Origin of the sequence: Gallibacterium genomosp. 2 (genome assembly GCF_000771895.1) — a bacterium.
In the GTDB taxonomy this organism is placed as follows: Bacteria; Pseudomonadota; Gammaproteobacteria; order Enterobacterales; family Pasteurellaceae; genus Gallibacterium.
Window position 1 is genome coordinate 87,030 of the sequence record NZ_JPXY01000046.1, and the last position, 24,054, is coordinate 111,083.

Here is a 24,054-nt window from a genome sequence, read left to right on the forward strand (position 1 = left end):
ATTAATGGAAATAGCCTAATAACATCGCGACAATAAAACTAATTAATGCAGGTAAAATGAATTTATTTTGTGGATTTTGTCGTTTAAATGCTTTTGCTGCCAAAATAATATATAACACCAAAGCAATAAATTTAATTATTAACCAATTCATTAATGGAAATTGAAAAAAGAGTAGAAAAGAAAGACCACTCAATAGCAAAACAGTATCAATAATATGCGGTAAAACACGTAACAATTTATATTGACGCCAATCTTTTGTCTGTAATTGCAAGCCACCACGAATCACGAACAGAATTAAACTTAACCAAGCACTAAATAAATGTAGGTAAATGAATGTTTTCATAACAAAAATAGCCATCTATAAAAGTAGATGGCTATTTTGCATAATCAATTAATTAAAATCAATAATTAAGCAGAGGTAACCTCTGAATCGGGATCTCCATTAGCAATTGGTTTTAATAACAAGAAGAAAGCAACAACAGCTATTACTGTCATAGCAACACCTAACCATACTGCCACAGTATAATCTAAGCCAAAGCCAATTTTCGCATATGCTAAATAAGTTGCCGAAACCATTGTCATAAATATAGCCGGTATAGTACAAATCCAATGAAATTTCTTATAACGATAGAGATATGCCCCAGCTGTCCATAACATCACCATTGCCGTAGTTTGGTTTGCCCAACCAAAATAACGCCAAATCACTTGGAAATCTACTTTAGAGATAATGAATCCTATAACGAATAATGGAATAGCAATAATTAATCGTTTAACTAAATGGCGCTGATCAATTTTGAAAAATTCAGCGATAATTAATCGAGCTGCACGGAATGAAGTATCCCCAGAAGTAATTGGCAACACTACCACACCAAGTACTGCTAAGAAACCACCAAACATACCTAGCATAGTTGTTGCTGATTCATAAACTACTTGTGCCGGTGTTCCAGCTTTAATCGCTTCATTCATTAATTCAGGGCTATCATAGAAAGTTAAACCTACTGCACACCAAATAAGAGCAATAATACCCTCACCGATCATCGCACCATAGAATACAAACCTTCCTTCTTTTTCGTTTTCCATACAACGCGCCATTAATGGTGATTGTGTAGCGTGGAAACCTGAAACTGCACCGCAAGCAATAGTTACAAATAATAATGGCCAAAGTGGTAAACCTGATGGATTAAGATTTTTAAAGAAATCCGTTAATGATATATCTCCGCCAAAGGAATGGAACAAAGGTTTGCCTTCCACTAATAATGCGATAAACATTCCTACGGACATAAATAACAATAAAGCACCGAATAATGGGTAGATTCGACCAATAATTTTATCTACCGGCACAAGTGTGGCTACAATATAGTAGGCAAAAATAATTAATGTCCAAATAGCTAAAGTTGAACTTTTATCAAAAGAAACATCAAAGAAACGTGGTAATTCATTAACTGTAAGGTTAGTCAATAAATTAGCAGGTGAAGTAACAAATACTACCCCAACTAATACCAACAATAGCAGTGCCAAAATATTCATAAAATGTTTGGCTGGTTGTCCTAAATATTTACCGGCTAAATTAGGCACGGAAGCACCACCATTACGCACACTCAACATACCACTAAAATAATCGTGTACTGCTCCAGCAAAAATACAACCAAAAACAATCCATAACATTGCTACTGGCCCGTATAATGCACCAAGTATTGGTCCAAAAATTGGTCCAGTCCCTGCAATATTTAATAATTGAATTAACCAAATTTTGCCTTTAGACATAGGAACATAGTCAACACCATCTGCCATTAAATGTGCTGGCGTTTCACGTTTAGGATTAATCTTAAAAACTTTCTCTACGATAGATCCATAAATAAAATAGCCAGCTATTAATAAAGCAACAGCAATAATGAACCACAACATAATTTCACCTTTAACAATAGTTGTTCAAAACGGACAAATTCTAGCAAAAGCCTTAACTTATTGTTAAAAATTTCTGTAAAGATGTGATTAATATCACAACAATCTGCTTTATATGATGAAATTTTTATCATCTATAACTAAAAATAGTTATAAATTTTAGTCTAAAAAGTAATCTAAATGTTAAACCGATAGATAACCTGATTAGTAGAACCTCTCCAAACTAAACTTGGGTCTGCCTGTTCTTGTATAAATTTACCATCAATCAAAACATCAATATAATGTAACATTTCTCGCTGTTGTTGATTTAATTCGTCTAAACGATACCCTGTCCAACACCAAATATCTTTCCCTTTACACTCCGTTTTTATTCGTTTCACTAACGGTAATAATCTTTCAACGTTTTTCGGATGCAATGGATCACCACCGGAAAGCGATAAACCTTGACGACGAATACGTGTATCCTGTAAATCTCGAATAATCTGCTCTTCCATTGCATCAGTAAAAGGAATACCAGAAGCAAACGACCAACTTTTTTGGTTATAACAGCCACGACACTGATGGGTACAACCAGCAACGAACAGTGTACAACGAGTTCCTTCACCATTAACGACATCAACAGGATAATATTGTAAATAATTCATTTTCAAACCTTATAAATGTTTAACCCGTCTTTTCACCTCTTCCTGTTTTCCAGGATTAAATGGTCTAGCATCTGGGCTACCCAAATAACCGCATACCCGGCGAATAACCGACACTTTAGCACTATCGTGATTACCACATTTAGGGCAGACAAATCCTTTACTGGTACATTCAAATTCACCAGTAAACCCACATTCATAACACTCATCAATAGGTGTGTTAGTGCCATAATAAGGCACACGGTCATAGCTATAATCCCAAACATCCTCTAATGCTTTTAGATTATGTTGCAAATTAGGATACTCTCCATAGCAGATAAAACCGCCACTCGCCAAAGGTGGATACACCATTTCAAAATCCAATTTATCGTAAGGATTAACTTTTTTCTCAACATCCAAATGGAAACTGTTGGTGTAATAACCTTTGTCAGTTACTCCTTCAACAACACCGAACCGCTTGCTATCCAAACGACAAAAACGATCACACAAGCTCTCACTTGGTGTTGAATATAAACTGAAAGCATAACCGGTTTCCGCCTGCCATTTTTTTGTTACCTCACTAAGATAACTGACAATCGCCACACCTTTTTCCTGTAACACTTCAGAATCAAAAATATGTCCTTGTCCGTATAATGCATTAATTGTTTCGTGAATACCGATATAACCAAGTGAAATTGAAGCTCTTCCTTGTTTAAAAATATCAGCTACATTATCATCCGCTTTCAATCTCACCCCACAAGCGCCTTCCATATAGAGAATCGGTGCAACTCTTGCTTTAGTTTGTTCCAATCGTGCAATTCGAGTTAATAACGCTTGTTTAGCTATCGCTAAACGCTGATCTAAAATATGATAAAAACGTTGTTCATCGTGTTGAGCCTCCAACGCAATACGCGGTAAATTAATGCTCACCACACCAAGATTATTACGTCCGGCGTGAATTTCCTTACCGTTCTCAACATAACGCCCTAAGAAACTACGACATCCCATAGGCGCTTTGAATGAACCGGTAACTTTTACCACTTGATCATAATTAAGAATATCTGGATACATTCTTTTAGATGCACATTCCAATGCCAATTGTTTAATATCATAATTCGGATCTTGTGGTTGTTGATTTAAACCGCGTTTAATCGTAAAAACCAATTTCGGAAATACAGCAGTTTTGTGATTTTTTCCTAAACCAAAAATACGATTCTGCAAAATCGAACGTTGAATTAATTTTGCCTGCCAACTTGTCCCCAGCCCGAAACCGAAGGTAACAAACGGAGTTTGTCCATTAGCGGTATGCAACGTGTTGACTTCATACTCCAAAGATTGAAATGCATCAAAACACTCTTTTTCAATTAAAGCTTTTGCATACCCCTCCCGATCAGGAATATGCCACACTTCCGCATTATGCAGATGTTTTTGGTAACTTTTTTCAACATAAGGCGCTAACACTTCATCCAAGCGATCGATGGTTGTTCCACCGTAAATATGGCTCGCCACTTGAGCTATAATCTGAGCTGTAACTGCTGTTGCAGTCGTAATTGATTTAGGCGGTTCAATTTCAGCATTGCCCATTTTAAAACCTTTAGTTAACATACCTTGCAAATCAACCAACATACAGTTAAACATTGGGAAAAACGGTGCATAATCCAAATCGTGGTAATGAATTTCACCACGTTCGTGAGCTTGTACTACCTCTTTTGGCAACAAATAACTTTTTGCATAATGACGTGCAACAATACCAGCCAATAAATCTCGTTGTGTCGGAATCACTTTTGCATCTTTATTAGCATTTTCATTTATTAGCAACACATTATTTTGTTCAATCAGCCCTTCAATTTCTTGCGTTAATCGGCTTCTCTTTTCACGTTCTTTATCTCTATCGTGACGATATTCAATATAAGCACGCGCCACTTGCGGATACCGGCTTTGCATTAAATGGTTTTCAACCCGCTGTTGAATATCAGCAATATCAATCTGTTGATTCACCCCATTCAGAATTTCAAAACTAATTTCCTGACTAAGTTGTTCAAAATAGCTGTCATCCTCAATATTGACCGCCTGTGCAGCGTTTTTCATCGCATTTAAGATAAATTGGGAATCAAACTGTGCTTTAGAGCCGTCACGTTTAATCACAATCGGTAAAACAGATAGATCTCGATAATTTACGGAATTAAGTTGTTGTTGAGAGGAATAAGTAAACATAGCAATCTCCTTTTTAAAATCGGAAGATACTATATATAGATATTTTTTATAATGCAAACACAATATATTGTGCCTTGTTGCTATTTTTCATTGTTTTTTACTAACTTGTAAAATGTTTTTTCCTGCTTTAAAAAAGATAGCTGTTATACCCTAGTGGCGCTATAATCACTGGGTTTTAACAAATTTAACATTTCTAAAATTTATTTTTCCTACTGATAAACAAAGGAGTGTTTTATGAACAATAAGCAATCTCTCATTCAAAAACTGCAACAGATCGTTGGCAAACCACACTTACTTACCGATGAAGCCAAAACCTTACCTTATCGACAAGGATTCCGGTTCGGAGAAGGAAAAGCGATTGCTGTTGCTTTACCTGGTTCGCTGTTAGAACAGTGGCAAATTTTACAAGCCTGTGTTGCTGCCGATGTAATCGTGATAACACAAGCTGCCAATACCGGATTAACCGGCGGCTCTACCCCTGACGGCAACGATTATGATAGAGATATTGTGATCGTCAATACAATGCGTTTAGATAAAATTCAAACTATTAACAATGCCGAACAAGTAATTTGCTTACCGGGAAGCACCTTATTTAAGTTGGAACAAGAGTTAGCTAAACACGGCAGAGAGGCACACTCCGTGATTGGTTCGTCCTGTTTAGGCGCATCTGTATTAGGCGGTATTTGCAATAATTCCGGCGGTTCTTTGGTTCAGCGTGGGCCGGCTTATACACAAATGGCTCTCTTTGCACAAATTGATCAGCAAGGAGAATTAAAATTGGTCAACCATCTAGGCGTTGATTTAGGCTCTTCACCTGAAGAAATTTTAACCCGTTTAGAAAATCAAGATTATACAGCGCAAGATATTCATAATGATGTCGGTGTCGGACACGATCACCACTATTGCGATCACGTACGTCAAGTTGATGAAGACACGCCGGCACGCTTTAATGCCGATCCTAACCGTTTATATGAGGCCTCCGGCTGCGCCGGTAAATTGATGGTTTTCGCGGTTCGGGTAGATACTTTCCCATTAGAAAAAAATACACAGGTTTTCTATATCGGTACTAATGATATTCACGAACTAAATGATATTCGTCGCACCATTTTAGCTGAATTTAAACAGTTGCCAATTTCAGGTGAATATATTCATCGCGAGGCATTTGATGTTGCAGCAATCTATGGCAAAGACACATTCTGGGCAATTAAAATTCTTGGCACTAACAACTTACCTAAATTATTTAAATTAAAGAATAATGTTGATCGTTTTTGTCGCAAAATCCCGTTTTTACCGGAAAATATCTCCGATAAATTAATGCAACTTGCAAGCCATCTATTACCACAACATTTACCGCAAAAACTGCGTGATTATCGTGATCAATATGAACATCATTTGATTTTAAAAATGGCAAATAACGGTATTAATGAAGCCAGAAACTTTTTACAAGACTATTTCTCGAATAAGAGCAGTGCATTTTTTGAATGCAATCCACAAGAGGCGCAAGCAGCAATGCTACACCGTTTTGCAGTTGCCGGCGCAGCGGTGCGTTATCGCATTATTCACCACCAACAAGTGGAAGATATTGTCGCACTGGATGTTGCTTTACGCCGTAATGACAGAGAATGGTTTGAAACCTTACCGGACAACATTAATCAAAAATGTATCCATAAACTCTATTATGGACACTTTATGTGCCACGTTTTCCATCAGGATTACATCATTAAAAAAGGTGTGGATACTCAGCAGCTAGAAGAAGAAATGTTGGTATTACTGGATCAACGCGGTGCGCAATATCCGGCAGAACACAACGTTGGGCATCTTTATCATGCCAAACCGACTTTGAAAAAATTCTATCAACAGTTAGATCCGACAAATAGTTTCAATCCGGGTATCGGTAAAACATCTAAGAAAAAATATTGGGCATAAACCTAAAAACAAAAACCACATTGTCTAAAACAATGTGGTTTTTAATCTTTGATGATGACAGCAATTATTTTCTAATTACTAATACAACAGATTCTCCGGCAACTGCTTCACCAGATTTTTTCTCCATATGTGTCACTTCATCCATATTAGAGATAACAATTGGAGTTAATACTGATTTTGCCTTTGCTTCCAATAATTCAAGATCTAATTCGATTACTGTATCACCACGTTTCACAGTTTGTCCTTCTTGTGCAACACGATTAAAACCTTCACCTTTTAGTTCTACCGTATCAATACCAAAGTGGACAAATAATTCAACACCTTCTTTTGACTCCATTGAGAAAGCGTGATTAGTTTCAAAAATCTTACCGATAACACCATCAACCGGTGCTACAATTTTATTGCCGGTAGGACGAATTGCAACTCCATCGCCTACGATTTTCTCAGAAAATACAACATCTGGAACATCTTCAATATTAACAATTTCACCTGTTAACGGTGCATAAATCTGCACTTCAACAGATTTATTTTCTTTAGAACCGAATAGTTTATCGAATAAACCCATTTTCTTCTCCTTATCAGAATCATTTCTAAGCTCAAGCTGTGCTTAATATTAGCGGAAAATTTTATATTTGTATCTAATTTAATGCTTTTTCAGCTAAAAAATTAGAAATAAGTTGTTCAATATCTTCTGCTGTAGGCTGCTGTAAAACTTCTTTTGCAAGATCCTGTGCATCCTGATAATTCACATTACGAATTAATTTCTTAATTTTCGGCACAGAAATTGCACTCATACTGAACTCATCCAAGCCCATACCAAGCAATAGTATGGTTGCTTTTTCATCCCCAGCTAATTCACCACACATTCCTGTCCATTTCCCCTCAGCGTGTGAAGCATCAATTACTTGTTTGATTAATGATAATACTGAAGGTGTCAATGGATTATAAAGATGAGAAATCAATTCATTACCACGATCCACTGCTAATGTATATTGTGTTAAGTCATTTGTTCCGATACTAAAGAAATCAACTTCTTTCGCTAAGAATTTAGCATTAACAGCTGCTGACGGTGTTTCAACCATTACGCCAACTTGAATATTTTCATCAAAATCTTTACCTTCTTCACGTAACTGTTGTTTTAATGTTTCCAATACCGCTTTCAATTCCCGCACTTCCTCAACGGAAATGATCATTGGAAACATTACAGCTAATTTACCAAATGCTGAAGCACGTAAAACCGCTCTTAACTGAGCAATTAAAATTTCTCGACGATCCAACGCAATACGGATAGCGCGCCAACCTAAGAAAGGGTTCATCTCTTTCGGCAAATTCATATAAGGCAAATCTTTATCGCCACCAATATCCATTGTACGTAAAATAACTAAACGGTTTTTCATCGCTTCCACCACCGCTTTATATGCTTGGAATTGCTCTTCTTCGCTTGGTAGCTGATCACGATCCATAAATAAAAATTCTGTACGATATAAACCAACACCTTCCGCACCATTACGTTCTGCTCCATCAATATCACGAATTGTCCCAATATTGGCACAAACATCAACTTGACGACCATCTAACGTAACTGCTGGCAAATCTTTTAATTTAATTAATTCCGCTTTTTCTTCTTTATATTTTTGTTCTAATGCTCGTAAATGGCTTATTTCTTCTTCTGTAGGATTAACATAAACAGCATTATTAATTGCATCAAGTACAACATAATCACCGGTATTAATGCGTGAAGTAACATCATTTGTACCGACAATTGCAGGTAATTCTAAAGAACGTGCCATAATAGAGGTATGGGATGTTCTTCCTCCAATATCAGTAATAAAACCAAGCACTTTATCTAAATTAAGCTGTGCAGTTTCTGATGGAGTAAGATCATATGCTACTAAAATAGATTCTTCCGAAATTTCACCCAAATCTATAATGTTCATACCTAAAATATTTTTCAACAAACGATTTCCAATATCACGAATATCTCCAGCACGCTCTTTAAGATATTCATCATCGATATCAGAAAGCATTGCGACTTGCTGATCAATAATGACAGAAGCCGCAACATCCGCTGTTACTTTATGTTCTTTTAAATAGGCTACGATTTCTTCTTCCAACTCCTCATCTTCCAAGATCATTAAATGACCTTCAAAAATGGCTTCTTTTTCTTCACCTAAAGTTTGACGTGCCTTTTCCTTGATTGCAGTTAACTGTGCTGACGCCGCTTCTCTACCTCTGTAGAATCGAGCAACTTCGCTTTCCACTTCATCATCGGAAATTTTACGTTTATCAAGAACAATTTGTTCCTCTTTCAATACTAAGGCTTTACCAAAAACAATGCCTGGGGAAGCTAAAATACCTGAAATCATAATATAACCTTCTTTAAAATCACTAAATAGAACAGAATGATAACTTCGGAATAAATTATTCTAAAGTCGGAATTAATGCGACAAGATGATCAACCGCCGCAACTTCATCTTCACCTTCTGCAGAGATAGTGATTGTAGTACCTTGAGTTAACCCTAAGGTTTGTAATTTAAACAAACTCTTTGCACTTGCACTTTTACCGCCTGAAGTCACGGTAATATCTGATGAGAAACCTTTGGCTTCTTTTACAAATTGAGCAGCTGGACGAGTGTGTAAACCATTTGGCGCAGTGATGGTAATTTCTTGAGAATACATTTTTCTCTCCTTAAATCTCATAGATGGTTAAATAAAAAATAACTACACTTTATCGTTTAACTGCAACGCAAAATGTAGAATAGCAACATTTTTTCAATATTTATTTTATTTTATAAAATAAATGTCATCGCTAGTATCGACATTCTTCGCTAAGAATCAAGTATAAATCCTCGAAAATTTGCGTTACCGCACAAAATTACGTATTTTTATTAGATAATTTTAAGAAAAAATAACCCAATTGCCGAATATTTAAACAGAAATCAAATACTTTTTTCTTTTCTCATCTTAGCGCTACTAAAATGTCGTTGGGATTTTGTTTCATTTTTAGCTGCAATTAAACGGTGATAATTTTCCAAACGTATAGGATCAATCACGCCTTCTTCTACCGCCTCTCTTATTGAGCATCCCGGATCTTGAAGATGCTTACAGTCTTTAAACTTACAAGTCCCCAAATAAGGTAAAAATTCTCGATAACCACGAGTAATATCATCAGTTTCTAAATGCCACAACCCGAATTCACGAATACCGGGTGAATCGATCAAATTGCCACCTTGTGGTAAATGGTAAAGCGTTGATGCTGTCGTCGTATGCTGTCCTAAACCAGAAGATTCACTGACTTCCCCCACTTCCGTTTTAATTTCTGGGAGAATAGCATTCACCAAGCTGGACTTTCCAACACCTGATTGCCCAACAAAAATAGAGTTTCCCTGCGATAATAATGTTGTCAGTTCATTCATCCCTTCGCCCGTTAAAGTGGACAACATTAAGGTTTGATAGCCTATTTTCTGATAAATCATCAGTAAATTTTTTACTTTGTCACGTTGTTCATCATCTAACAAATCCACCTTATTAACGATGATAATAGGTGTAATATTTGCCTTTTCACAAATCACTAAATAGCGGTCAATAATATTTAATGACAATTTTGGCATAATAGCTGAAACGATAGCGATTTGATCAATATTGGCGGCAATAACCTTTAAGCCATCGTAATAATCCGGACGAGTCAACTCACTTTGGCGTGGGTGTTTTGCTTCAATCACACCGCTAATACCATCCATTTCCTGTAAGCCTTTGCGCCAAATAACTCGATCACCGACCACAATATCAGCCAACGTTCGACGTAAATTACAGCGAAACTTTTCTCCTTGGATATTTTCTACATCAGCGTGTTGCGAATAACGTGTCACAACAACACCCTCTTCCACCGCCCCCAACATATCCTCACTCCAAGTATCTTGCTGTTTTAATTGTTGTTGATGTTTATGCAAATTTCTATGCTGATTAGAGGCTATTCGCCGTTGTTGATTGTACGTCAGCTTACGTTTACTCAATTTCGCTCCTTATCGTTTTTATAAAAATAGCGTAAAATGTTGCACAAAATTAGAATAAAGGATACCCGATATATGCAATTAGATAAACAAAATCTCATCTGGATTGATTTAGAGATGACCGGACTTGATCCCAATAAAGATAGAATCATTGAAATCGCCACTATTGTGACCGATAAAAATTTAAACATTCTTGCGGAAGGGCCGGTATTGGCAATCAAACAGGATGATAAAATTTTAGCCGGAATGAACGAATGGTGCCAAAAAACGCATAGCGCAAACGGCTTAATTGAACGTGTTCGTCAAAGTAAATTAACAGAACGTGCTGCCGAATTACAAACACTTGATTTTTTGAAAAAATGGGTGCCAAAAGGCGTTTCACCGATTTGCGGTAACAGCGTGGCACAGGATAAACGTTTTATTTTTAACTATATGCCTGATTTGGCAGATTATTTTCATTATCGCTATCTTGATGTCAGCACATTAAAAGAGTTGGCAGCTCGTTGGAAACCGGAAATTTTATCGGGCTTTAAAAAGAAAAATTCACATTTAGCATTGGATGATATTCGCGAATCTATTGCTGAATTAGCGTACTATCGCCAACACTTTATCAATCTTGATTAATCGACTGCTTGATAAATCATCAGATTTTCTTGTTCGGTAGTTGCACTGGCGAAAAATATTCGTATAATGCACTACCGTTAAGCGGGAATAGCTCAGTTGGTAGAGCACGACCTTGCCAAGGTCGGGGTCGCGAGTTCGAGCCTCGTTTCCCGCTCCATTTTTCCTCCTATTTTTCTATAATGCGGGAATAGCTCAGTTGGTAGAGCACGACCTTGCCAAGGTCGGGGTCGCGAGTTCGAGCCTCGTTTCCCGCTCCAATTTTTTTATTTTTATCAAAATGTATTTAACAATTTGAGAGTAAGATCACATTTCTGATTTTTGCTACTCTAGATTCTCTTTTTTTATTTGACAGCTGTTGCAATTACCTTTAAAAACTTAACTGTTTTTTAACGGGAGTTATCACTAATGATTACATTTTCCTATACTAGCGAACATTCATTACTTGTCTTATTACCGCCTCCGGCAGAATTAAGTAAACAACAAAGAATTTGGTTTATGGCTGATTCCGCACGTCATTTCACTGATGTAGAAGAAGTCGTTGTCGGTATGAATAATTTCACTATCTATTATCATATTGATACTGATATAACAGCATTAGAGAAAAAACTGAAGCAGTTATGGCAACAATCAGAACAGCAACAATTTCAGCATCAACCACGATTAATCGAAATTCCAGTTCATTACGGTGGAGAGTTTGGTGAAGATCTTTTTACTGTTGCCCAATTTCATCAAACTACCACCAAAGAGATTATTCATCGCCACACCTCATCTACCTACACCGTATTTATGATGGGGTTTCAACCTGGTTTCCCTTATTTAGGCGGACTACCTGAAAATCTACATACCCCAAGACGCAGTCAACCTCGCACCAAAGTACCTGCTGGTTCAGTTGGCATCGGTGGTAGTCAAACCGGAGTTTACCCATTTACTTCACCGGGAGGTTGGCAACTTATCGGTAGAACAGAAATGCCACTTTTTGATATTCAACAAACTCCCCCGGTTCTATTGCAAGCTGGTGATAATGTTCGTTTTATCGCAGAGAGTATTCAACTATGATTTATATTGAAAATATCAATGCATTTGCTCACATTCAAGATTTAGGACGTTTCGGATATCGCAATTTCGGGATTGGTCACGCAGGCGCAATGGATACACTTGCATTACAAGCAGGAAATATTTTATTACATAATGAAGAAAATACTCCTGCAATTGAAATTACACTAGGGGGACTAAGCATTACTTTCGATTGTGATACCCCATTTTGTATCACTGGTGCATTATGTGAAGCTAATCTTGATGATACACCAATCTACTCCTATTGGCGTTATACTGCCAAAGCTAGACAACGCTTAACAATTAAACGTATCACACAAGGAAATTATGCTTATCTCTGTGTCGCTGGTGGTTTTTTAGTATCTAAAGTATTGGATTCTTACAGTACAGATATCAAGGCAGCTTTTGGCGGTTATTGCGGTCGTTTATTAAAAGCAGGTGATCATATTCCTACGGTAAAACGCGACCAAACATTATCATCTATCGGTATCGAGCCTATTTCTTTTACTAACCATATTTATGTGATTACTTCCTCTGAATTTGATTCTTTTACCACAAAAAGTCAGCAAAGTTTTACAGAACAAGCGTGGAAATTAGCAGCAAACAGTAACCGTATGGGCTACCGTTTCTACGGCGAACAACCTTTGAAATTAAAAAGTACACTCGAAATGCTTTCTTATGCCGCACCAATGGGGACAATACAAGTACCACCGGACGGTCAACCGATAATTTTAATGGCAGATACACAAACTACTGGAGGTTACCCTAAATTGGGTTGTGTTATTCAAGCTGATCTTGGACGTTTAGCTCAAAACCCTTTTGGTAGCGAGATCTATTTCCAATTAACTTCACGACAATACGCATTAGAAATTTATCAAAAAAATCAGAATTATCTCAACAATATACGGAGAGTTATAAATGAAACACGTTGATTTGAATGTTGATCTCGCCGAAGGCTGTAGTAACGATCAACACTTATTGCAGTTAGTCACTTCCGCTAATATTGCTTGCGGACTACACGCCGGTGATTTTAATGAAATGCATAAAGCAATTCGATGGGCTAAAGAAAACAATGTGCGTATCGGTGCACATCCCAGTTTTCCTGATAGAGAAAATTTTGGACGCACCAATATGCAGTTACCCGATGAAAAGCTAAAAGCCTGTTTGCTATACCAACTCGGTGCCGTCAAAGCCTTATGTGATGCCGAAGGTGTTTCACTATCCTATGTTAAGCCTCACGGTGCGTTATACAATCAAGCAGCTAAAGATGAATCGTTGGCAACATTAATTGCGCTAACGATTAAGCAATTTGATCCTTCACTTAAACTGATGGGGTTATCCGGTAGCTTAATGTTAAAGGTTGCACAACAATGCGGACTTGAAATAATTTCTGAAGTATTCGCAGATCGTCATTATTTAGCTGACGGTTCCTTAGTACCACGTTCTCAAGCAAATGCATTAGTAGATAATGATGACGAAGCAATTAGCCAAGTTCTACAAATGGTCTTACTAGGTTCGGTGAAAACTGTTGATGGGAAAGATGTTTCTATCCAAGCGGACAGTATCTGTTTACACGGAGATGGAGAACACGCAATTTTATTTGCTGAAAAAATTCGTAAGGCACTGACTGAACACCAAATCCATTTAACCCCCAATTAATTTAATCACATAAAAAGGAGTACCTATGATAAAAAATCGTAGCGCATTACTCGGTGCCGCTTTTTTAATGGCAACCTCTGCTATCGGACCGGGATTTCTCACACAAACCGCCACCTTTACTCAATCGTTATTAGCCAGTTTCGGCTTTGTTATTCTACTTTCCATTCTATTAGATATTGGAGCTCAACTTAATATTTGGCGAATCGTTGCCGTTTCAGAAAAGAAAGCTCAAGATATTGCTAATCAAGTACTACCAGGCGCAGGTTATTTCCTTGCTGTTCTGATAGTGATAGGAGGATTAGCTTTTAACATAGGAAACGTTGGTGGTGCCGGTCTCGGTTTAAATATTTTAACTGGGCTTGAACCCGAAGTAGGAGCTATCATCAGTGGTGCAATTGCGGTAGGTATTTTCTTATTTAAAGAGGCTGGGAAAATAATGGATCGATTTGCACAATTAATGGGGTTTGTGATGATTGCACTCACTATTTATGTTGCCGTCAATGCACAGCCTCCATTAGCAGATGCTGCCATACACACATTTATCCCAGAAAAAATTGATGTTATCGCTATCGTTACTCTTGTTGGGGGAACAGTTGGTGGGTATATCACTTTTGCCGGTGCGCACAGATTACTTGATGCCGGCATCAAAGGACAAGATTCATTAAAAGAAGTCAGTAAAAGTTCTGTTTCTGCTATTTTAATCGCTTCTATTATGCGTGTCGTACTCTTTTTGGCAGTGCTTGGTGTTGTTTCCTTAGGCGTTAAACTAAACCCCGCCAATCCAGCTTCCACTCCATTTTCTCACGTTGCCGGTAATGTAGGGCTGATTATCTTCGGTATCGTGATTTGGGCCGCATCCATTACATCTGTTATCGGGGCTGCTTATACATCAGTTTCATTCATTACCAGTTTTTCACCAGCAATTGAAAAACATAAAAACTACTGGATTATTGCCTTTATAGTTATATCAACAGCCGTATTAGCAACAGTAGGTAAGCCTGCGCAAGTTTTAGTTTTTGTCGGAACATTAAACGGTTTAATTCTACCTATATCGTTGGGGTTAATTTTATTAGCCGCACACAAAACAAAAATTGTTGGCAACTATAAACATCCAATCTGGATGACAATATCAGGTGCTATCGTTGTTATTTTAATGGCAATTTTAAGTGCAATCACTTTATCTAAATACATTGGAGGATTATTCAGTTAATCTCTTGTGAAGCAGAAATAAAGTGCCAATAACAAAATTTCTTTTGATCCACTTCACAGAATTGCAAAAATTTTTATGCAAACTCAATTTGACTGTTATAAAGTATTTTACAAATTCTAAACTTAGCATCTTAAGCTAAGATCACCACTCACTAAAAATGGGAAGAGCATTTTCTTCCCTCTCTTTTTAGTAGTAATTGACAGACTTGAAATCAGTGCAAGGAGTTGTTTATGACTAAACTGGAACTCTTGATGGAAGGCGTAAATCTTATGTTTTCCGGTATGGGCTTCGTGATCGGTTTTCTTATTTTACTGATCTTTCTAATTAGCCTAATGTCCAATATGATTAATCGCTTTTCCCCTCCTCCACTTGCAACTACATCCACTGAGAACTCTCAAATTTCAGCACCAAAAACAACAGATGATATCGAACGGTTGCGCCCGGTCATCATTGCTGCAATAGCGCACCATCGTCGTCAACAAGGAATCAAGTAAGGAACTAAATTATGACAGTACAAGCTAAAAAAATCGCAATTACCGATGTCGTTTTACGCGATGCTCATCAATCTTTATTCGCCACTCGTTTACGTTTAAAAGATATGTTACCAATTGCCGCTGAGTTGGATGAAGTCGGCTATTGGTCTTTAGAAGCGTGGGGTGGTGCTACTTTTGATGCCTGTATCCGTTTTTTAGGCGAAGATCCTTGGGTTCGTTTGCGTGAATTGAAAAAAGCAATGCCAAAAACGCCTTTGCAAATGCTTTTACGCGGTCAAAATATTCTTGGTTATCGTCATTATGCTGATGATGTAGTCGATCGCTTTGTTGAACGCGCCGTCGCCAACGGAATGAGCGTATTCCGCGTTTTCGATGCGATGAACGATCCTCGTAATATGAAACAGGCATTGACCGCTGTGCGTAAAAATGGCGGCCACGCACAAGGTACATTGAGCTACACCACCAGTCCGGTTCATACTTTGGAAACCTGGTTGGATACTACTGAGCAATTGCTTGAAATTGGTATTGATTCCCTTGTAATCAAGGATATGTCAGGTATTTTAACGCCAATGGCGGCTTATGAACTGGTCAGTGCAATCAAAAAACGGTTTGATGTTCGCTTGCATTTACACTGCCACTCAACAACCGGTATGGCAGAAATGGCTCAATTAAAGGCAATTGAAGCTGGGGTTGACGGTATCGACACTTCCATTTCTTCAATGAGCGGAACTTATGGTCATCCGGCTACAGAGTCAATGGTTGCCACATTACAAAATACGCCTTACGACACCGGGCTTGATCTACATAAAATTGAAAAAATTGCAGCTTATTTCCGTGAGGTTCGTAAAAAATATGTCGCTTTTGAAGGTCAATTAAAAGGCGTTGATAGCCGAATTTTAGTCGCACAGGTTCCAGGTGGAATGTTGACCAACTTGGAAAGCCAATTAAAACAACAAAATGCCTCTGATAAATTGGATCTTGTATTAAAAGAAATTCCACAAGTACGCAAAGATTTAGGCTATATTCCACTGGTAACACCAACTTCTCAAATTGTCGGCACTCAATCAGTGATCAATGTTTTAATGGGCGAACGTTATAAAAATATCGCCAAAGAAACCGCCGGCATTCTAAAAGGCGAATATGGCAAAACACCGGCGCCAGTTAATGCCGAACTTCAAGCCCGTGTTTTAGAAGGAAAACAGCCAATTACCGACCGTCCAGCAGACCATATTGCACCGGAAATGGATAAGTTAATCACAGAAGTAAAACAACAGGCGGCAGAAAAAGGAATTAAACTGGCAAAAGATGAAATTGATGATGTGCTTATTGTTGCATTATTCCCTCAAGTCGGTTGGAAGTTCCTTGAAAATCGTAATAATCCAGCGGCATTTGAACCTGAACCAACCGGTAAACCTGTTGAAAAAGCCGCAGTTAAAGCAGAGGTTAAACCGGCTACTGCAGAATCTGCGATTTATACCGTTGAACTTGAAGGCAAAGCCTTCGTAGTGAAAGTCAGCAACGGTGGCAATATTGATCAAATTGCAGCCAGCCAACCGCAAACTCCTACTCCTACTCCTACTCCTACTCCTACGCCAATACCAACACCTGTTGCCTCACCTGCTGCTCCGGCTACACCAGCTTCATCATCCTCTCAAGGCGAACCAGTAAACGCACCAATGGCAGGATCAATTGTTAAAGTCGTTGTTACAGAAGGACAACAGGTAGCGCAAGATGATGTGTTGCTTGTACTTGAAGCGATGAAAATGGAAACTCAAATCTGTGCTGCCAAAGCCGGTACCGTGCAAGGCATTAAAATCAAAGCAGGCGATATGGTCGCGGTCGGAGATACACTAATGACATTAGTCTAGGGACATCAATATGGAAAGTTTTGTAGCATTAATACAAGGTATGGGGTTATGGCACCTCAGCTTTGGTCAAGCCATAATGATGGCGGTCAGCCTACTCTTAATCTGGTTGGCGATTGCCCGTCAGTTTGAACCGCTGTTATTGCTGCCAATCGGTTTTGGTGGATTATTATCCAACATTCCCGAAGCCGGTCTGGCGATGACAGCCTTAGATAACCTGTTACATCAAGGCATTGCCGATCAATTAACACTGGTTGCCGCTAAACTCGGTAGTGCCAGTGATCCGGCTTCTATTAAAGCGGCATTAGCAACTGCGCTCCCTTCCGTGCAAGAAGAGTTGGAGAGTTTGGCAACCGATTTAGGTTACACACCGGGCGTTTTGGCACAGTTTTATCACGTTGCTATCCACTCTGGTGTCGCTCCGTTGATTATCTTTATGGGAGTCGGGGCAATGACTGATTTCGGTCCATTAATTGCTAATCCTAAAACATTATTACTTGGTGCAGCAGCACAATTCGGTATTTTTGCCACCGTTCTGGGTGCATTAGCATTAAACTATTTCGGCATTATTGAATTTACTTTACCGCAATCAGCAGCCATCGGAATTATCGGTGGGGCGGATGGACCGACTGCAATCTATTTAGCCAGCAAATTAGCACCAGAGTTACTGGGAGCAATTGCCGTTGCCGCATACTCTTATATGGCTTTGGTGCCACTAATCCAACCGCCAATTATGCGTGCCTTAACGTCTGAACAAGAACGTAAAATTCGTATGGTGCAATTACGTCCGGTCAGCAAAAGGGAAAAAATTCTGTTCCCTATCATCCTGTTACTGCTAGTTGCGCTATTACTTCCAGATGCTGCGCCGTTGTTAGGGATGTTCTGTTTCGGAAATTTAATGCGTGAAAGTGGCGTTGTAGAACGTCTAAGTGACACAGCACAAAATGCATTAATTAATACCGTAACAATTTTCTTGGGGCTTTCCGTTGGAGCCAAGCTGGTTGCTGATAAATTCTTACAACCTCAAACACTTGGTATTCTTGCATTGGGAGTGATTGCATTCTGTATCGGTACTGCTAGCGGTGTTTTAATGGGCAAATTGATGAATCGCTTCAGTAAAACCCCATTAAATCCATTAATTGGCGCTGCCGGCGTTTCGGCAGTACCAATGGCAGCACGCGTTGCCAATAAATTAGGTTTAGAAGCGGATAAACAAAACTTCTTACTAATGCACGCAATGGGGCCGAATGTTGCCGGAGTTATCGGTTCAGCAATTGCTGCCGGCGTGATGTTGAAATATATTTCAGCATTGATGTCATAATAGACAAAATTTTTTAAATTCATCTATCAAAAGGGGAGATATTCGCTCCCCTTTTTTCACTCCTAAAAAACAATCTTTTATTAAAAAAATATTTCAAAATCATTTCTTAACTGTTAATATCAGATCAATTTTTAACCACTATAGGAGATCCAATATGGAACGCATACTTAAAGATCAAACAGCAAATCCTACACCGCTTGGTTTATTTGGTTTTGCGATGACGACCTTCCTTCTAAATCTGCATAATGCCGGTTTCTACCAGCTCGATGTAATGATTATGAGTATGGGGATTTTTTATGGCGGATTGGCGCAATTTATTGCAGGAATTATGGAGTGGAAAAAAGGTAACACTTTTGGCTTTACTGCTTTCTGTTCCTATGGCGCATTTTGGTTAGCACTTGTTTTCATTTGGGTCGCGCCTCTAGCTGGATTAACCGCCGTCAATTCAACATCACTAGGCTTTTTCTTATTAATTTGGGGATTGCTCTCTTGTGTGATGTTTATTGGCACTTTAGCCGGCAACACTATCGGAAAACTGGTTTTCGGCTCGTTGGTTATCCTATTTTTCTTATTAGCGGCAGCCAATTTTCTCCATAGCGAAACATTGCATACCATTGCCGGTATTGAAGGCTTGATTTGTGCGGCATTCGCCTTTTATGAAGCCGCCGCCTTAGTGATTAATGGCAAATTCGGCAGAACCGTTTTAGCCTTATAATAATTAGTGCGCAATTATCCACAAAAATGTCCGAAAAATTCGGACATTTTAACATCAAGATGAATCTTAGGATTAGCTTTTCCAAACTCCTTTAAAGCCGGCACTAACCAACGTGCACAAAATGTTGGGTGGGAAACAAGATTAAGCGTTTCTGTTTCAGCACCGTGTGCCATCACATCAATCGTAGAAAGCTCGATTTGTTTCAAGATATTTTCAATTTCAATATAAAACTTTTTACCAACTGGTGTGAGATAAAGACTTTGTGAAGAGCGTTCAAACAGCTGTAACTGCAACAAATCTTCCAGTTGCGCCACCTGTTTACTAACGGCACTTTGTGTCATATACAGTTCCTGAGCAGCTTTAGTAAAACTTAAATGTCTAGCAGCAGTTTCAAAACATTGCATTGCGGTAGTTGAAGGGTATTTGCGGAAACAAAGCATAATGAAAGATCTCTACGATAATTAAGGCATACGCCTCAGTTTATGCCTTTCGCTTATTTTTTACAATCTTGTAACAAATAAAATTTATCCGATTTCAATAATTTTGCTATGATAAGAGACTTTTCTATCTTTTTTTCAGGATTGTAGGATTTTTTATGGCAGAATCATTAACTCTTTTTCTTGTGAATGAAGAGGCTACTATTGCTTTAGGGCAAAAATTAAGTCGTTTTTTACTCACCCCGACACAAAATTTTGTAATCTATCTTAATGGGCAACTTGGTGCTGGTAAAACTACCCTAACGAGATCAATTATTCAAGCAATGGGCTATCAAGGCAATGTAAAAAGCCCAACTTACGCTTTAGTGGAAGAGTATCATTTGCCACAAAAGAGCATTTACCATTTTGATCTGTACCGGTTAAGCGATCCGGAAGAGTTAGAATTTATCGGTTTCCGTGACTATTTTCGTGAAAATGCACTCTGCTTGCTAGAGTGGGCAGAAAAAGGTGGTGACATAATTCCACAACCTGATTTGCTCATCAATATTGAATATCAGGAACAAGCACGCCAAATCACACTCATTGCAAATTCAAATATCGCTGCTCAAATGATTTGCGCTTTAAAGTCAGATCCAGCAAAATAACGGCTGCTGTTTTTACTGTAAATAACTAACCTGTTGATATTAAAGAATAAGATGAAGAAATTAACACTATTTGTTTATTGGTTAATCACACTGCTATGTTTTTCCGTCAGTTTGTCGAGCGTTGCCGGCACATTAAAATCGATCAATATCAGTAATAACAATAAAGAAACTAGAGTCGATTTTCGCTTTAGTTTTCCAACAAAATATAGTTATTTTTATCTTGAAAAACCAAATCGTTTAATCATAGATTTTTCTAATAGTGATAGCGTTCGTGGCATTTTACCTCGTAAGAATAACACTAATCTACAAAGCATTGAACAAGCAAAAGCAGCTCGTCCAAATAATCTTAGAGTTGTATTACGGCTAGAACAAAGTGTTCGTGCCATTTTTATGCACAACAACAATACCATTTCAGTAAAAATTGCTAATCCGAACGGTACAAATAAAACGGTTGCTGTCAAAAATAATGATAAAAAAAGCATCCCCTCAAAAACAAACCGAAAAGAAGCAAGTGTTAATTTTACGCCACCAACTACAACACCATATCGTGCATCTACATACATTGTAGCCATTGACCCAGGACACGGTGGTAAAGATCCAGGTGCTATTGGTAAAATTCTAAAAATCAAAGAAAAAAATATCACTCTTTCTATTGCTAAAGAGCTAAAAGCATTGCTTGACCGAGATCCAAACTTTAAAGCAGTTTTAACTCGTTCCGGCGATTATTTTATTTCTGTGCCGGATCGTTCTGATATTGCGCGTAAATATAAAGCTAATTTTTTGATTTCTATCCACGCTGATTCGGCACCAAGTGCTTCGCCAAAAGGAGCTTCCGTATGGGTTTTATCCAATCGTAGAGCCAACAGTGAAATGGGAAAATGGCTTGAAGATCACGAAAAACAGTCAGAACTATTGGGTGGTGCCGGTAATGTGCTATCCACACATAATGAAAAATATTTAGGGCAAACCGTACTTGACTTACAATTTGGGCATTCGCAACGGGTAGGTTACGAACTTGGTGATAATATTTTACGCCGTTTCGGTCAAATTGCTCAATTAAGTCGCAAAGAACCACAACACGCCAGCCTTGGTGTACTACGTGCGCCAGATATTCCATCGGTATTAGTTGAAACCGGATTTGTTAGTAATAAGATTGAAGAGCAAAAACTGAATACTCTCTCTTATCGCCGTCAAATTGCACGTGCTATTTACCTCGGTTTAGTCGATTATCGTAAAAATAATCTAAGCAACAACCATAATATTGAAAATACATCTCCTCATACAAACAGCAATAAGCAACAGCAAAATAAAAATAAAGACAAAAATGAGAAATTACCAACATTCCATACTGTCAGGAAAGATGAGACGCTATATCAGATTTCACGAACTTACAATATTTCTGTTAACAGACTATTAAAGCTAAATCCTAAATTAAATCCAGATCATCTTTTAGTCGGACAAAAAGTACGATTAACGGAGAATTAATTATGCCTATTCAAATACTACCTCCACTTCTCGCTAACCAAATTGCCGCTGGGGAAGTGGTTGAACGCCCAGCTTCCGTTGTCAAAGAGTTGATTGAAAACAGTCTTGATGCCGGAGCTGATAAAATCCAAATTGATATAGAACAAAGTGGCAGTCGTTTGATCCGTATTCGTGACAATGGTTATGGCATTGCGAAAGAGGAAATTCAACTTTCTTTAGTACGCCACGCCACCAGCAAAATCGCCACTTTGGATGATTTGGAAAATATTTTAAGTCTAGGTTTTCGTGGTGAAGCCCTAGCAAGTATCAGTTCCGTTTCTCGTTTAACGCTGACTTCTCGAACAGCGGAACAGACCGAAGCGTGGCAAGTTTATGCCCAAGGGCAGGAAATGGATACTACCATCAAACCGGCTTCTCATCCAATCGGTACAACTGTTGAGGTAGAAAATCTCTTTTTTAATACCCCCGCACGCCGTAAATTTTTGCGTTCCGATAAAACTGAATTCGCCCATATTGATGAGGTGGTGAAAAGAATTGCATTAGCAAAACCGACAGTGCATTTTACATTAACCCATAATGGAAAATTGATTCACCAATATAAAGCAGCAAATGACACTAACAGCCAATTAAAACGTCTTGCGACAATTTGTGGTACTGACTTTACCGAACACGCTTTACGCATTGATTGGCAATATGAAGAAATGCACTTACAAGGTTGGGTAGCAGAACCAAGATTTTTCCGTTCTCAAAATGATTTTAACTTCAGTTATGTCAATGGCAGAATGATGAAAGACAAAGTGATTTTACACGCCGTTCGCCAAGCCTATGCCGATTATCTTTCGCCTGATCAATATCCTGCTTTTATTTTATTTCTCGATCTCGATCCTACTTTGGTTGATGTGAATGTTCACCCTACTAAACACGAAGTACGTTTTCATCAGGCACGCTTAGTACACGATTTTATTTTACAAGGTGTTGCCAATGCATTGGCACAAACGACAGAATTATTTGCACAAAACGATAAAACCGCTATGGTTGTCGAATCAGAAAAATCGCAAAATATTGCTGAACCTAATGCTCATTATCAATCAACTCTCAACCTAGATAATACATTTCCTCCGGCATTCAAAAATAATCGACAAGCCGCTGGAGATAATATTTTTAATACAAATGCAATAAACCGTTGGGCAATCCCTCATTCCTCTCAAAATGATAAAGCTGCTTATCGTCAATATGAGAAATTACTGCAATCTTCACATTCAGACAAAAATATTTCATCTGAATCTCTCAGTAGTAATCATTCTACTACAACAGAAACAGACGTTATTATGCCATCATCGAATCGAACCGAACAAAATGATGATCACTTGAAAGTCTTAACCTTATTGTCTCAAGGCTATTTATGCTTACAGCAACAAGAACAGCTGTATTTATTGTCAATACAAAAATTACAACAGTTGCATTGTAGTTTACAGCTACAAAAACCAGATAAACCGATGCAAGCTTTGCTGATTCCAACAACATTTCAGTTGGATAACTCTCAATTGGAAAATTTTAACCAATATCAAACGTTTTTCACTCAAGCCGGTTTTCATATTCAATGTTACGATCAGCGTATTACTATTACTCAAGTAGCAACGCTATTACGACAACAAAATCTACAACAGATTGTAATTTCGTTACTTAGTCAAACGTTTGATGATTTTCCTCAATTTTTAAATTCCGTTTGCCAACAAATTACATTTAAACCTATTAGTGTATTGGCTGATGCCATTACTTTATTACAGGATACGGAACAATTATTGCCGGGAAACCAAGATATTATGCAATATTGTCACCAAATTGACTTAACGCCTTATTTCGTTACAAATTAAC

Annotated in this window: 21 protein-coding genes, 2 tRNA genes and 2 pseudogenes; 16 read left to right on the forward strand and 9 right to left on the reverse strand. The window is 38.1% G+C overall.

Annotation, left to right across the window (positions count from 1 at the left end; translation table 11 throughout):
• Position 1 precedes the first annotated feature (1 nt).
• From P375_RS09650 to nrdD, 4 genes are all read right to left on the reverse strand, one after another.
• The gene (locus P375_RS09650) at positions 2–343 is read right to left on the reverse strand and encodes a SirB2 family protein (protein ID WP_039136548.1); all 342 of its coding nucleotides are present in this window, start codon (positions 341–343) and stop codon (positions 2–4) included.
• Between the two features lie 65 nt (positions 344–408).
• Positions 409–1,905, reverse strand: a complete 1,497-nt coding sequence (locus tag P375_RS09655) for a carbon starvation CstA family protein (protein ID WP_039136449.1) — start codon at positions 1,903–1,905, stop codon at positions 409–411.
• Between the two features lie 173 nt (positions 1,906–2,078).
• Positions 2,079–2,546: an anaerobic ribonucleoside-triphosphate reductase-activating protein gene (gene nrdG, locus P375_RS09660; protein WP_039136452.1), complete on the reverse strand. Its 468-nt coding sequence runs from the start codon at positions 2,544–2,546 to the stop codon at positions 2,079–2,081.
• 9 nt (positions 2,547–2,555) lie between these two features.
• Positions 2,556–4,736, reverse strand: a complete 2,181-nt coding sequence (gene nrdD, locus P375_RS09665; protein WP_245176451.1) for an anaerobic ribonucleoside-triphosphate reductase — start codon at positions 4,734–4,736, stop codon at positions 2,556–2,558.
• Between the two features lie 234 nt (positions 4,737–4,970).
• Between nrdD and dld the strand changes: the two genes are divergently transcribed.
• The gene (gene dld / locus P375_RS09670; RefSeq protein WP_039136460.1) at positions 4,971–6,662 is read left to right on the forward strand and encodes a D-lactate dehydrogenase; all 1,692 of its coding nucleotides are present in this window, start codon (positions 4,971–4,973) and stop codon (positions 6,660–6,662) included.
• 64 nt (positions 6,663–6,726) lie between these two features.
• On the opposite strand, the gene crr is transcribed toward dld, so the two are convergent.
• The 4 genes from crr to rsgA all read right to left on the reverse strand — a co-directional run bounded on the left by crr (position 6,727) and on the right by rsgA (position 10,675).
• Positions 6,727–7,227 carry a PTS glucose transporter subunit IIA gene (gene crr / locus P375_RS09675; protein ID WP_039136462.1) on the reverse strand — a complete coding sequence of 167 codons (501 nt, stop codon included), beginning with the start codon at positions 7,225–7,227 and terminating at the stop codon, positions 6,727–6,729.
• A gap of 73 nt (positions 7,228–7,300) precedes the next feature.
• Positions 7,301–9,028, reverse strand: a complete 1,728-nt coding sequence (ptsI, locus tag P375_RS09680; protein ID WP_039136466.1) for a phosphoenolpyruvate-protein phosphotransferase PtsI — start codon at positions 9,026–9,028, stop codon at positions 7,301–7,303.
• Positions 9,029–9,083: 55 nt separating this feature from the next.
• Positions 9,084–9,341 (reverse strand): phosphocarrier protein Hpr, encoded by a 258-nt coding sequence (gene ptsH, locus P375_RS09685; RefSeq protein WP_013746754.1) that lies wholly within the window; start codon positions 9,339–9,341, stop codon positions 9,084–9,086.
• Positions 9,342–9,601: 260 nt separating this feature from the next.
• Positions 9,602–10,675 carry a small ribosomal subunit biogenesis GTPase RsgA gene (gene rsgA / locus P375_RS09690; RefSeq protein ID WP_039136469.1) on the reverse strand — a complete coding sequence of 358 codons (1,074 nt, stop codon included), beginning with the start codon at positions 10,673–10,675 and terminating at the stop codon, positions 9,602–9,604.
• Between the two features lie 72 nt (positions 10,676–10,747).
• Between rsgA and orn the strand changes: the two genes are divergently transcribed.
• The 11 genes from orn to P375_RS09745 all read left to right on the forward strand — a co-directional run bounded on the left by orn (position 10,748) and on the right by P375_RS09745 (position 19,613).
• On the forward strand, positions 10,748–11,296 hold the full coding sequence (orn, locus tag P375_RS09695) for an oligoribonuclease (RefSeq protein WP_013746752.1): 549 nt from the start codon (positions 10,748–10,750) through the stop codon (positions 11,294–11,296).
• 81 nt (positions 11,297–11,377) lie between these two features.
• Positions 11,378–11,453: transfer RNA gene (locus P375_RS09700), tRNA-Gly, on the forward strand.
• 24 nt (positions 11,454–11,477) lie between these two features.
• A tRNA-Gly gene (locus tag P375_RS09705) sits at positions 11,478–11,553 on the forward strand.
• A 148-nt stretch (positions 11,554–11,701) separates the two neighbouring features.
• Complete coding sequence (gene pxpB / locus P375_RS09710) at positions 11,702–12,352, forward strand: 5-oxoprolinase subunit PxpB (RefSeq protein WP_039136471.1); 651 nt, start codon at positions 11,702–11,704, stop codon at positions 12,350–12,352.
• A complete protein-coding gene (locus P375_RS09715; RefSeq protein ID WP_039136473.1) occupies positions 12,349–13,281 on the forward strand; it encodes a biotin-dependent carboxyltransferase family protein in 933 nt (310 codons plus the stop codon). The genes pxpB and P375_RS09715 overlap by 4 nt, the downstream gene beginning before the upstream one ends.
• The gene (pxpA, locus tag P375_RS09720) at positions 13,268–14,008 is read left to right on the forward strand and encodes a 5-oxoprolinase subunit PxpA (RefSeq protein ID WP_039136480.1); all 741 of its coding nucleotides are present in this window, start codon (positions 13,268–13,270) and stop codon (positions 14,006–14,008) included. Before P375_RS09715 ends, pxpA begins: the two co-directional genes overlap by 14 nt.
• Before the next feature lie 25 nt (positions 14,009–14,033).
• Positions 14,034–15,218: an NRAMP family divalent metal transporter gene (locus tag P375_RS09725; protein WP_039136483.1), complete on the forward strand. Its 1,185-nt coding sequence runs from the start codon at positions 14,034–14,036 to the stop codon at positions 15,216–15,218.
• Between the two features lie 230 nt (positions 15,219–15,448).
• Positions 15,449–15,712: an oxaloacetate decarboxylase subunit gamma gene (locus tag P375_RS09730; RefSeq protein ID WP_039095279.1), complete on the forward strand. Its 264-nt coding sequence runs from the start codon at positions 15,449–15,451 to the stop codon at positions 15,710–15,712.
• Between the two features lie 11 nt (positions 15,713–15,723).
• The gene (oadA, locus tag P375_RS09735) at positions 15,724–17,580 is read left to right on the forward strand and encodes a sodium-extruding oxaloacetate decarboxylase subunit alpha (protein WP_039136486.1); all 1,857 of its coding nucleotides are present in this window, start codon (positions 15,724–15,726) and stop codon (positions 17,578–17,580) included.
• Positions 17,581–17,590: 10 nt separating this feature from the next.
• Positions 17,591–18,898, forward strand: a complete 1,308-nt coding sequence (locus tag P375_RS09740) for a sodium ion-translocating decarboxylase subunit beta (RefSeq protein ID WP_039136489.1) — start codon at positions 17,591–17,593, stop codon at positions 18,896–18,898.
• Positions 18,899–19,052: 154 nt separating this feature from the next.
• Entirely contained in the window at positions 19,053–19,613 is a 561-nt protein-coding gene (locus P375_RS09745) for an acetate uptake transporter (RefSeq protein ID WP_039136497.1), read from the forward strand.
• 14 nt (positions 19,614–19,627) lie between these two features.
• Here the strand turns inward: P375_RS09745 and P375_RS09750 are convergent, their stop codons facing one another.
• Positions 19,628–20,053: a LysR family transcriptional regulator gene (locus P375_RS09750; RefSeq protein ID WP_234702181.1), complete on the reverse strand. Its 426-nt coding sequence runs from the start codon at positions 20,051–20,053 to the stop codon at positions 19,628–19,630.
• Between the two features lie 155 nt (positions 20,054–20,208).
• Between P375_RS09750 and tsaE the strand changes: the two genes are divergently transcribed.
• The 4 genes and pseudogenes from tsaE (at position 20,209) to mutL (ending at position 24,053) form a co-directional block, all read left to right on the forward strand.
• Positions 20,209–20,694 (forward strand): tRNA (adenosine(37)-N6)-threonylcarbamoyltransferase complex ATPase subunit type 1 TsaE, encoded by a 486-nt coding sequence (gene tsaE / locus P375_RS09755; RefSeq protein WP_039136500.1) that lies wholly within the window; start codon positions 20,209–20,211, stop codon positions 20,692–20,694.
• 51 nt (positions 20,695–20,745) lie between these two features.
• Positions 20,746–21,063: pseudogene (locus P375_RS13025) on the forward strand (AMIN domain-containing protein); the annotation flags it as partial.
• A 192-nt stretch (positions 21,064–21,255) separates the two neighbouring features.
• Positions 21,256–21,939, forward strand: a pseudogene (locus P375_RS13030) (N-acetylmuramoyl-L-alanine amidase); the annotation flags it as partial.
• Between the two features lie 242 nt (positions 21,940–22,181).
• Complete coding sequence (gene mutL, locus P375_RS09765; protein ID WP_039136506.1) at positions 22,182–24,053, forward strand: DNA mismatch repair endonuclease MutL; 1,872 nt, start codon at positions 22,182–22,184, stop codon at positions 24,051–24,053.
• Position 24,054 lies beyond the last annotated feature (1 nt).